Origin of the sequence: Erwinia pyrifoliae DSM 12163, from assembly GCF_000026985.1 — a bacterium.
GTDB classification, from domain to species: Bacteria; Pseudomonadota; Gammaproteobacteria; order Enterobacterales; family Enterobacteriaceae; genus Erwinia; species Erwinia pyrifoliae.
On record NC_017390.1, the window covers coordinates 1,990,246 to 2,001,102 of the forward strand.

16 protein-coding genes are annotated in these 10,857 nt (G+C 52.0%); all 16 read left to right on the forward strand.

The annotated features are described in order from the left end of the window. Positions 1–39: 39 nt before the first annotated feature. The 16 genes from EPYR_RS08875 (at position 40) to EPYR_RS08950 (ending at position 10,854) form a co-directional block, all read left to right on the forward strand. A complete protein-coding gene (locus tag EPYR_RS08875; protein WP_012668068.1) occupies positions 40–384 on the forward strand; it encodes a hypothetical protein in 345 nt (114 codons plus the stop codon). Continuing rightward, the gene (locus EPYR_RS08880) at positions 381–821 is read left to right on the forward strand and encodes a DUF4054 domain-containing protein (RefSeq protein WP_014538898.1); all 441 of its coding nucleotides are present in this window, start codon (positions 381–383) and stop codon (positions 819–821) included. The genes EPYR_RS08875 and EPYR_RS08880 overlap by 4 nt, the downstream gene beginning before the upstream one ends. Then, entirely contained in the window at positions 818–1,276 is a 459-nt protein-coding gene (locus EPYR_RS08885; protein WP_012668070.1) for a hypothetical protein, read from the forward strand. Before EPYR_RS08880 ends, EPYR_RS08885 begins: the two co-directional genes overlap by 4 nt. Continuing rightward, positions 1,276–1,644 carry a phage collar protein gene (locus EPYR_RS08890; RefSeq protein WP_012668071.1) on the forward strand — a complete coding sequence of 123 codons (369 nt, stop codon included), beginning with the start codon at positions 1,276–1,278 and terminating at the stop codon, positions 1,642–1,644. Before EPYR_RS08885 ends, EPYR_RS08890 begins: the two co-directional genes overlap by 1 nt. Next, positions 1,634–2,149: a phage gateway protein gene (locus EPYR_RS08895; protein ID WP_012668072.1), complete on the forward strand. Its 516-nt coding sequence runs from the start codon at positions 1,634–1,636 to the stop codon at positions 2,147–2,149. Before EPYR_RS08890 ends, EPYR_RS08895 begins: the two co-directional genes overlap by 11 nt. Positions 2,150–2,163: 14 nt before the next feature. Further along, positions 2,164–3,651: a DUF3383 domain-containing protein gene (locus EPYR_RS08900; RefSeq protein WP_012668073.1), complete on the forward strand. Its 1,488-nt coding sequence runs from the start codon at positions 2,164–2,166 to the stop codon at positions 3,649–3,651. 10 nt (positions 3,652–3,661) lie between these two features. Beyond that, entirely contained in the window at positions 3,662–4,114 is a 453-nt protein-coding gene (locus EPYR_RS08905) for a phage tail fiber protein (RefSeq protein WP_012668074.1), read from the forward strand. Positions 4,115–4,155: 41 nt separating this feature from the next. Continuing rightward, on the forward strand, positions 4,156–4,614 hold the full coding sequence (locus tag EPYR_RS08910; protein WP_012668075.1) for a hypothetical protein: 459 nt from the start codon (positions 4,156–4,158) through the stop codon (positions 4,612–4,614). An 82-nt stretch (positions 4,615–4,696) separates the two neighbouring features. After that, a complete protein-coding gene (locus EPYR_RS08915; protein ID WP_012668076.1) occupies positions 4,697–6,373 on the forward strand; it encodes a hypothetical protein in 1,677 nt (558 codons plus the stop codon). Next, positions 6,370–6,879 carry a phage baseplate protein gene (locus EPYR_RS08920; RefSeq protein ID WP_012668077.1) on the forward strand — a complete coding sequence of 170 codons (510 nt, stop codon included), beginning with the start codon at positions 6,370–6,372 and terminating at the stop codon, positions 6,877–6,879. Before EPYR_RS08915 ends, EPYR_RS08920 begins: the two co-directional genes overlap by 4 nt. 6 nt (positions 6,880–6,885) lie before the next feature. After that, complete coding sequence (locus tag EPYR_RS08925) at positions 6,886–7,179, forward strand: phage baseplate plug family protein (RefSeq protein ID WP_012668078.1); 294 nt, start codon at positions 6,886–6,888, stop codon at positions 7,177–7,179. Next, positions 7,172–7,987, forward strand: coding sequence for a baseplate hub protein (locus EPYR_RS08930; RefSeq protein WP_012668079.1), 816 nt, complete (start codon positions 7,172–7,174; stop codon positions 7,985–7,987). Before EPYR_RS08925 ends, EPYR_RS08930 begins: the two co-directional genes overlap by 8 nt. Positions 7,988–7,990: 3 nt before the next feature. Beyond that, positions 7,991–8,683: a Gp138 family membrane-puncturing spike protein gene (locus tag EPYR_RS08935; protein WP_012668080.1), complete on the forward strand. Its 693-nt coding sequence runs from the start codon at positions 7,991–7,993 to the stop codon at positions 8,681–8,683. Beyond that, entirely contained in the window at positions 8,680–9,024 is a 345-nt protein-coding gene (locus EPYR_RS08940) for a hypothetical protein (protein WP_012668081.1), read from the forward strand. The genes EPYR_RS08935 and EPYR_RS08940 overlap by 4 nt, the downstream gene beginning before the upstream one ends. Continuing rightward, positions 9,017–10,204 carry a baseplate J/gp47 family protein gene (locus EPYR_RS08945; RefSeq protein ID WP_012668082.1) on the forward strand — a complete coding sequence of 396 codons (1,188 nt, stop codon included), beginning with the start codon at positions 9,017–9,019 and terminating at the stop codon, positions 10,202–10,204. The genes EPYR_RS08940 and EPYR_RS08945 overlap by 8 nt, the downstream gene beginning before the upstream one ends. Further along, positions 10,201–10,854 (forward strand): baseplate wedge 1 family protein, encoded by a 654-nt coding sequence (locus EPYR_RS08950; RefSeq protein WP_012668083.1) that lies wholly within the window; start codon positions 10,201–10,203, stop codon positions 10,852–10,854. The genes EPYR_RS08945 and EPYR_RS08950 overlap by 4 nt, the downstream gene beginning before the upstream one ends. Positions 10,855–10,857 lie beyond the last annotated feature (3 nt).

Genomic DNA, 10,857 nt, shown 5'->3' on the forward strand with positions numbered 1-10,857 from the left:
CAGCCCTCAATTTGAGGGCTTAATCTTCAAGGATTACCCATGTCTATCTACGTTTATTCCACGCTTTCCAATGACCAGAATTACGCACTGGAAGCGGGTGGAACGGTATTTATTGCCGGAAAAGCCAATATCATGACCAGGCAAATGTACACCCCGCGTGGTCGTGTTACCGATATTACCGACGAGCAGTACGTCCTGCTTAGAAAGAATCATGTTTTTCAGCTACATGAAAAAAACGGTTTTATCGCGGTTGAAGAAATAAAAGCCGATCCCGAAAAAATGGCAACCAATATGGAAGCCAGCGACCTGTCAGCGCCAGATACGCCTGAATCTCTTGAAGCCGAAAATAAAGAGGTTTTGAAAAACAACAAAAAAGGGAAATGATTATGGATGCTGGCACCTTTCCCCTCGAAGCATTTCGTGTTCTTTACCCGCAGTTTAACGATGTGCCTGCTGATGACCTTGTTATCATCGCCAAATCAGCGACCTGTTATTTCTTGGAATGTCAGGGGATCTGCACCAGTGAACTGTGGATGCTGATGGTTGCACATATGTTGATGTTGCGCCAGATGGCGGCAAGCGGAGAATCTCCTTCAGGGGCGGTGAAAAGCGCCACGATCGATAAAGTGAGCGTATCATTTGCCGCCCCGCCGACGAGTTCAAACTGGTCATACTGGTACAATCTGACGCCATTCGGCCAGCAATATCTGGCGTTGATTAAACGCTGTAGTGTACCGCGCTATATCGGTGGCATGGGAGAACGTGCCGCCTTTCGTAGCGTGGGTGGCCGGTTTCCGATGCGCGGGAGGCTAAGACGATGAGTCATTTTACCAGGCTGAAAGCGGTCTACGATGAACTGAACAAAAAGCAGTTGCAGATCGGATTTTTTGAGCACGGCAAATACCCGGACGGTACGCCGATTGCTTATGTTGCGGCCATTCAGGAACTTGGGCACCCGGCTGGCGGCATCCCGCCCCGGCCTTTCCTGCGTCCGGCAATGGCAGAGAACGCCGCTGGTTATAAAAAACTTATCTCGCAAGCCGTCAATGCTGCTGTTGCAGGCAGTATCACGCTTAACGATGGGTTGAATCAAATCGGAACCAAAGCAGCGGGGGATGTGCAGAATGCCATCCGTACCCTGACTACGCCTCCGCTGCATACATCCACCATCCGGGGCAGAGCCAGAAGACACAGCAAAGGTAGAGCCTTATCAAAACCGCTGGTGGATAGCGGGCAGATGTTGCAGACGGTCACTTATGCCGTGGAGGGCAAATAATGTTTGGCAAACTTTACAACGTGGCCGCACGGGTGATCCCACAGCAGACGGCACTCTGGTATCGGTTTAAGTCGCGCACGTTAGACGACTTTGGCAAATGGGTAGCGCAGTACCATCCGCCCGAGTCGGTCACGGGTAGTTGGCAGGCTGTGGATACGCAGGATGTACAGGGGATGGGGCTGGTGACCGACAAAGTTTATCGGCGGCTCTACACTTCGCACGATATTCACGCCATCCAGCGGGGTGATGCACCGGATTCTCTGGTGTTCAACGGCAAGCGCTATGACGTGACCGGCGATGCAGACTGGTACGCGCAGGACGGCTGGAAGTCTGTTCTTAGTATTAAGGCTGGAAACTATGACGGATAACGAGGTTTACATTGCCATCCGGCACCAGATGCTGGCGCAAATGAATGATGCGGGGCTTTCGATACCTGTTGTTGCCGGTTTTCAGTCAACAAAGCAGGGGAGGGAAGATAGCTTTGTTATGTTCTTTCCCATCAACGAGGCAGGCCACGGATGGCAGGCGCGAAACTATCATGTTGCTCGCACTGATACGAATCACAAAGAAACTCAGCTGGTGGAAAAAACGTTGCAGGTTCAGGGGCTGGTATCGGATGCCGATGAATTCACGGCGACTGATCTGACCGCCACGGTGCGAATGATAGTGAACTCACTGCCTTTTATTGATGCGCTAAAAAAACAGGGTGTGGGGGTACAACGTGCTTCCGGCATTCGAACGCCTTACTTTATCAATGACCAGGGGGATTATGAACAGAACCCCTCGTTTGATTTCAACGTCACATTCCACCGCGAAATATTCCCAAACACCACGGCAGTAAAAGCGCTTTACCCCGATATTCACCGCATTTAATTAAGGGTTTAATCATGCCAATCAAACAAACACGCTATGTCAGCATTACGAGTGCGGTCACAGGCAGCGCTGCTGTACCGATGCGCAAACTGACGGGCCGCATATTCTCTCAAAACGCAAAAATTCCGTCCGGTGATGTACTGGAATTCGCCAGCGGTCAGATTGATGAGTTTTTTGGGGCTGACTCTCCCGAAGCGAATTTCGCCCGGCAATATTTCAGCTATACCAGCCCGGCTCCCGTCAATAAGCCGAGAGAATTGCAGACCGCGCCTTACGTACCAACCGGCCGGGCGCCGACTCTTTCGGGAGGCGATGCGGCCAGTCTGGATGAGTTGAAGGCGATCACCACCGGAACACTTGCGGTGACTATCGGTAATATTCGTAAAGAACTCACCGAAATCGATCTTTCTAAGGCCAGGTCCTACGCCGATGTTGCCTCGACCGTACAGCAAAAGCTAAACGCTGAATCTGAACCCGCTTTCGCTTCTGCCAGAGTGACCTTTATCGCTATCAGCAGCTCGTTTGAACTCGGTGGCGGTGTGCCAGAGCGAGCAAACATCAACGTGGAACCGTCCGCTCTGGCGGATGCAATCGGTTTATCTTGCGGACAAGCCCTGCCCGGAAATACCGCACAAACCCCGCTAGAAGCCTTTATGGCGGCAGAGAAAATCTCGGATTCGTTCGGCAGTGCGACTTTTATTGATCCGCTGACGCTCGAACAGGCCGTTGCCCTGGCGAGTCATGTGGCAGGTGAAAACGTGAAATACCAGCTACATCTGAATATTTCCGCAACGGATGCGGAGGATTTTAGCGCGGCGTTGACAGGCACGGCGTCAACGGCGCTGAACCTGAAAACCGAGGATAATTTTTATGTTCAGGCGTTACCAATGGCGGTTATGGCGGCAACGGACTATGACCGTACAAACGCCACCACCAACTATATGTTTCGTCAGTTTGGCGTGACGTTCCCGGCACAGGTAACCGCCGATCTGGATGCCGACAAACTGGATAAGTTACGCGTCAACTATTACGGCGAAACGGCGGTGGCAGGTTCACATATTGCGTTTTACCAGCGTGGTTTTCTGTGCGGGCCGGGTACCGCACCGCTGGACATGAGCGTTCATGCCAATGAGCAGTGGCTAAAAGCCTACATTGCACAGCAATGGTTTTCATTATTGCTGGCGACGCGCGGCGTACCTGCAAACCGCGATGGCGAGGCCAGGGCAATGATGATTATTGCCGGAGCCGTGACCAAAGCGGTGAATAACGGCACCATCCTGCCCGGTAAGACGCTTTCGGATGTGCAGAAACTCGCGGTGGCCGATGCGTCTGGTGACGATTTAGCGTGGCACGATATTCAGGACAAGGGCTACTGGTACAACGCGCAGATTGTTGAAAGTACCGGGCCATCCGGCTTGCCGGAATACGTGATGAAATACGTACTGATTTACGGTAAAGGCGACTGGGTACGTAAGGTCGAAGGCTCGCACAACCTGGTATAAGGAATAAATGATGAATGATGTATCTGCAACCGGTCTCAGCCTGTTGGTTCAGGCAAGCCAAACCTTTCCGGCAGGAATACTGGTAACGGCTTTCGCCGATGATGCCGATCCGTTCGATCTGCCTGCTGTCGATATCGCCCAGACCGGCATGGATATCAACGGCAATCTGGTGTCCTGGTCAACACCCACCCCGCAGACCGTGACGATAAACGTGCTACCGGGGAGTGAAGAAGATCAGAATCTGGCGATCCTGCTGGAAGCCAACACGGCCAAACGTGGCCGCAGACACGCCGGAGATATTATTACGCTGGTGGCGTCCTACGGTGACGGCGCGACCACTACCGCGCGAAACGGAAAAATCACCAACGGTAGTCGCGGTAACTCTGCTGCCAGCGGTGGGCGTCTTAAATCAAAGGCTTATACCTTTGTGTTCCAGGACTTTGACAGTACGCGCGTTCGTTAACTATCAGGCGGGAACATCCCGCCTTTTTTATTGGGGGCATTATGCTCATTAAGCCGAAAGATATTGAAATTAAAGATGTTGATGGTGAGATGCACACCTTTGTGATCGGCCGCCTGCCCGCCACGTTGGGGCGTGAAATCCTGGCAAAATATCCGCTGTCAAACGCACCTAAAATTGGCGACTACGAAATCAGCAAAGAGGCCATGTTAAAAATGATGGCTCATGTCGCCGTCGTGCGGGATGGTGCGGAAATCTGCCTGAAAACCCAGACGCTGATTGATAACCATGTACCGGACGGTGAAGCGCTGATCCGCCTTGAACTCTCCATGCTGAGGTACAACACCAGTTTTTTCGGCAACGCCGGGAGCACAGGTTTCCTGCCTTACTGGCTTGGCAAAATCAGCGATTCACTCCCGTCGATTATAAAAACGCTGATGGATTCTTTGCAGTCATCATCTCAGAAAAACTCGCCAGCTTCACCGAACTCAAAACCTCAATAGACCTGGAAGAGGCGATGGACCTGTGGGAAATCGCTGTGACCAACCGCTATAACGAGGCGCTTGCCGCCGCAGGAAACCGATAATGTCTCTGTTAGATACCTTTGTGCAGGTGTTTGAATTCGACACCCGGCAGGCCGACGCGGCGTTTAAAAATGTCCGGCGTTCTACCGACGATATTATTGATGGTATGAAACGGGCGCAGCATGAAGCCGATAAAGCGGCAAAAAGCGTCAGTGATTTTGCCAGCGGCACGGAAACCAGCGTTGCCGCATTAGCCCAAAAAACGCTTGGGGTACTCGGCGAATTGTTGGGGGTATCGTCCATCTTCAGCGAGTCTGTTTCACGCGCGGAAGAAGTAGAGGCGCTTGATAAGCTGGGTAAAAAGATAAACGTGGCGACGGCGGATGTCGATGCTTTCGCGGGTTCGGTTGCCGAACTGGGGGGCGCGAGGGAAAGCGCTCAGGCTGATTTGTCGGCAATGGCAAAAGCCTTTGGTGGCACCACGGACTCGATGGAAGAAATTCTTGCTACAGCAGATAAAGTAAAGGGGATGAACTTTGACAAAGCCAAAGCGCACCTTGCAAACCTGGGGGTGACGGACGACAAAACGATTGAGTTGATGATGAAAGGCCGTCATGAGATGCAGCGCATGATGGGGCTGCAAAAAGCATACTCTGGCATTACCAAAGAGAGTATCGAACAGTCCAGGCGCTTTAACCAGGCCATGCAGGGGTTCAGGCAATCATCCGGCCTGTTAAAAAACAGCTTCCTCGAAATGGTGTTGCCTTACCTGACTAAGGGCATGGAATTCTTAAGTAAATTTGTTGGTTTTTGCCGGGAAAATAAGAACCTGATCGTCGGTTTTTTCCTCGCAGTTGGTGTGGCGGTCGCCGCGTACTACGTTCCTCCGATGCTTGCCGCAGCTAGCGCCACGCTGGCGGCAACCTGGCCAATACTCGCTATTATCGCCATCATTGCGGCGCTGGCCGCCGCGTTCGCACTGGTTTACGACGACATCATGAATTTTATCGACGGTAATGATTCGATGATCGGGCGAATCCTTGATGCCTATCCTGAACTTAAACAGGTCGTTATGACGCTGTGGGAGGCATTCAAATCCCTGTTTGAGTACCTTTCAGGTGCCGCTAAATTCGTTGCTGATGTGGTGGTGGACGCTTACAACACCATGAATAACGCCCTGAACCAGTTTATTGACTGGTTGCCGGACTCAATAAAAAGTCTGGTTAAATGGGGAGCACAGTTCGGGGGCGTCTTCGATAACGTGGCGGATGCCGTTGTCGGCATATTTACCTGGATGTGGGAGCAGGTGCAGAAGGTGATTGGCGGGATTTGCGGCGGTCTGGATACAATCCAGAAAGGCTGGTCAGTCGTTGCGGGCTGGTTCGGTGCTGATGATGAAAAAGAACTCACCATAGAGCGCAAAATCAGCGCTGAGGGGGAAGTGACGCACCGTATTCCCGAAGCTGAACGTCCCTCGCCATTGCAGGATATACAAAATAGGGTAGGTCTTGGAAAAGCCCAAATTGCAGCGGCGAATAATCACCCCCTCAACCCCGTGACCAGCCAGGCGATTAGCAATCGTTCCAGCGTGAAGAATGAAACCACCCTGAATATTGGGGAAGTGAAGGTTGAAACCAAGGCAACCGATGCGAAAGGCATGGCGGCGGGCATGAAAGACGCATTGCAGGAGCAGTTGCAGGATTTGGGGCAGCAAACGCAAACGGGGCTGGCAATATGATCACTGACGTAAAAATCTTCGATACCGATAGTTTTACCACGCTGTTTGAAACCGCCAGCCCGATAAAAATCACTATCCGCGACGAGCACAAGGCCACCACTTTTCAGGTCGAGTCAGGGGAAACCCGTAGCGATCATGTTGTTGTGCAGGCCGTGGAAATTGGCATGGATCTGATTTTATCCGGTGAGCTTAAAAATGCTTTTGGCCTGATGCAACAAGCCTGGGAACAGAACAAGTTGGTAGGTATTCAGACCAGAGTCAAAACCTACCGGCCCATGCTGCTGGTCAATTTCTACCACGATGAGACCGCGGAGATGGCCGATGCTATCCAGTTGTCTTTACGGTTCACCGAGTGGCGAAGTGTGACACCCGAATACGGCGAGCTACCGCCCAAAAAAGTTCAGAAGCCCTCACAATCCAGTACCGTTAAAAGGGGCGGCGCACAGACAAAATCGGTATCCGAAGATCGGAAAAAATCAGTTCTGGTCAGGGTATTGGGAGGATAACGCACGATGCGTGAAATACCGTTAAACCCGGTGCCAAACCAGCGCCTGCAAATGACCATTAATGATAACCGCTGGGATCTGACGATCAAGGTCGCGCGAAATATGATGGTGTGTGATATTCGCCGCAATGATGAGGTGGTCATGCTGGCAACCAGGGCGATAACAGATGCACCCTTAATACCTTATTACCATCTGGCCTCAGCCGGTAATTTTGCGTTTATCACAGAACGCGATGCTCTGCCCTGGTATGAGGCATTTGGCAAAACGCAAAGCCTGGTGTTCTGGGGGCCGGATGATTGATTTAAGGCGGATCAGGGTAGGGGTCGAAGTCAGCGGGCGTATACAGTGGTATGAGGGGATGCGTGTTAAGGCCAGCGGCACCAAATATGCGAATCCGTTGCAGAATGAATGCACGGTCAGCATTGATGGCCTGAATGCGACCACCCGCAATATGTTGTTGACGGAAACCAGCCCGTATAACAAAAGCAAGCAGCCCTCCCGGCTTATACTGGAAGCCGGGCGGGTGAGTACCGGCGTATTTCGCCTTTTCGTGGGGGATATTGTCAGTGCTGAACCCTCCAGCCCGCCTGACGTGACGCTAACGCTGAAAGCAAAAACGGGTAACGGCAGTGCGCGGGATATTGTGGCAACGTCCTCCGGCGCGATGAGTAAGCTGAGTGAGATATCCGCAGGGGTTGCGCGGGACTGCGGTGTACGTCTGGATTTTCAGGCCACGGATAAAAATATCGCTAACTGGTATTTTTGTGGCTCAAAGCTGAAACAGGTCGAGCGATTGCAGGATGGTGGCGGCGTTAAAGCCTTTATCGATGATGATGTTCTGTATGTGAAGGACGAAGCCAGGGCAGTCAAAGGGCGTATCAAAATCGTCAACCAGAATAGCGGTATGGTCGGGCTACCCAAGGCCACCGAAAAAGGACTTGATGTTACCTGGCTTATCGACGGTGAATCCAGCCTGGGCGGTACGTTACGGCTGGAGAGTAAATTTAACCCTTCTTTAGATGGTGATTACATCATCGAGCAACTTAAGTTCGATGTTGAGTCACACGACGATCCCTTCTTTTATCAGGCCACCTGTAAACGGGCTTAACCAATGAACAAACCGAATACCGATATTGCCAGTGAATCCAGTCTGGCAGGGCAGCTTATGGGCGCTTTTCGTCACCTGATGATGAACACCGACGATATGTTACCCGCAACGGTGGTCAGCTATGACGATGCCACCAACCGTGCGGTGATCAAACCGCTGGTGATGATGGTGTCAACCGAAGGGCAGAGAATCCCCCGCGCCCCGGTTCATAATATTCCCGTTTTCCGCTTTGGCGGCGGCGGGTTCTTTATCCGTGTACCGCTAAAACCGGGGGATTTTGGCTGGCTGAAAGCCAATGACCGCGATATCAGTCTGATTTTTCAGCGCGGCGGTCTGGAGGAGGAGCCTAATACCCACCGGCTGAAATCATTCAGTGATGCGATGTTTTTTCCTGACAGCGTGAAAGGTTGGGCGGTGGATGGCAAAAATATTGATGCGCTGGTGATCCAGTCGCTGGATGGCCGCGTGTGTCTGGCGTTGCATACCGGGCAGGCGGTGCTGGATACGCCAGTGTTTGAAGTTAACGCCGCTGAGAGCATTTTTAACGGCAACGTGACGGTGAACGGTAATCACCAGACCAACGGTAACAGTGAATCAAGCGGCGGATTGATGCGGCATAACGGTAAGAATATTGGGGCGGATCACCAGCATGGCGGTGTTCAGCCGGGATCGGGCAACAGCGGGGGGCCGGTATGATGACGTTTGATGTTAATGAAAGTAATGATATTTACCTCGGAAACGATGGCAACCTGGCTTCGGTTCGTGATCAAGCGGCGGTGAAAAATTACTGCATGCACTATGCCAGAGCGTTACGGGGTGAAATGCTGCACAGGATGGACAAGGGAATACCGTACTGGAAAACCACCTTTGGCCGCGATGCTGATTTACCGATGTTTGAGGCGGCGTTCCGCGAGCGTATGCGGGAAATTTCACAGGTTCTGGCGGTCGATTCCTTTTCTGCATCCATTGAAAACAGCCAGCTTCATTACATCGCCGTGATCAGCACCCTCTACGGGAGGATAACGCTGAATGTCTGATTATCGGTTTATAACAAGCACAGGGGTGATTATCCCTGACACCTCCACGTTGCGGGAGCAGGTTGAAAATGAGTACCGTGATGTGTTTGGTCAGGAAATTGACCTGTCGCCGGAAACGCCGCAGGGGCTACTTGTCACAATGGAGGTGGAAAACCGCGACGCCATCGTCCGCAATAACGCAGAACTGGCGAACCAGATTAACCCGGATATTGCCGGGGGGATCTTCCTTGATGCTATCTGGGCGCTGATGGGCGGGCAGCGACTGCCCGCAACGCATTCTTTTTTAACGAATGTTGAATTTGCTGGTGTTCCACAGACCCGTATTCCGAAAGGCTCTCTGGCCGAAACGCAGACAGGGGATGCGTTTGAAACGACCAGCGTATTGATTATCGGGAATGATGGGGTAACAAAAGGCGATATGCGCTCGGTTGAAACCGGCCCGGTAGGCTGTGGGGCGGGTAAACTTGTCCGGGTGGCAAGTTCGGTTCTTGGCTGGGAAACGGTAAACAATCCGGCTGATGCGGTGCCGGGGAGGGTAGCGGAATCCGACATTCGTACCCGGCGGCGTCGCAGAAATACGCTCGCCAAAAACACGGTGAGTGTCGGAGAGGCGATCACCTCGGCACTGTACGATATCGAAGGTGTGGAATCTCTGTCGTATCGTGAAAACTATACGGATGCGGATCGGGTTATTGATGGCGTTCCGCTGGTTAAACACAGTATCTATGTTTGTGTCGATGGCGGGCCGCGTGAGGAAATCGCTGTTGCCCTGCTACGCACCAAAACAGTGGGTGCCGCATACAACGGCAGTGAAACGGTTGAGGTGACAGAACCGTCCAGCGGTCAGGTGTACAACGTCAAATTTGACAGGCCAAAGGAAACTACCGTGTTTTGTCGGGTGACGGTGCGCAAGAGTTCCTTTGATGCCCAGACTCTGATCCCCGATGCGGTTGAAAAATGGGTAGCTGGTGAAACCGATACCGATGATGGCCTGGCGGTCGGGCGTGACGTTTCGCCATTTGAAATTGCGGCGGCGGTCAATGCGGCTGAACCGCGATTATTTGTGCTGAAGGTCGAGTTATCCACCGATGGCGTGACCTGGTCAACAGACGCGATCCCCGTGCAGATAAACGCTGTTGCCAGACTCCGGCGCAACGCCGTGCAGGTGGTTATCTTATGACAATACAGTCCCTTGATTTTCATTCCGACATGCTGAAAGCCATTCTGTGGCAGTATGAAAATGCGAACAATCTTAAAGCGCTGGCACACTATAAATCTGCGTATTTCAGCAGGTCTTCCGTGGATTTCTGGCGTAACTGGTATAGGAATGTATTTAATATCGATACCGCGAATGATTTTGGCCTGGCGGTGTGGAGCCGCATTCTGGATGTACCGCTGGGTATTGATGTGCCTCCCAGCGACAAAAATAAAAGGGGTTATGGTTTCGGCGCTAATAAGCGCAATTTCAAATCCAACTTCAGGCGTAACGCCGATTACACGCTGACGTTAACCACAGAGCAAAAGCGCCTGCTGGTGAGAATGCGCTATTTCACCCTGACGGAAAGCCCGACGATAACCAATATCAACGCCTTTCTTCAGCGCTTTTTTAGCGATGAAAACGGCAGCGTATTTGTCCTCGATCCCCTCGATATGTCTTACATCTGGTACGTGTTCAATTTCAACCCCGATGAAAGATTGCGCCTGCTGCTTGATAACTTTGACCTGTTACCCCGACCTTCGGGTGTAGGTGCCAAATACCGTATTGTCACCCGCACGGCATTTGGCTTTGGCGAAAAACGTAAAAACTTCACAGATAACTTCGGAAACTAAATC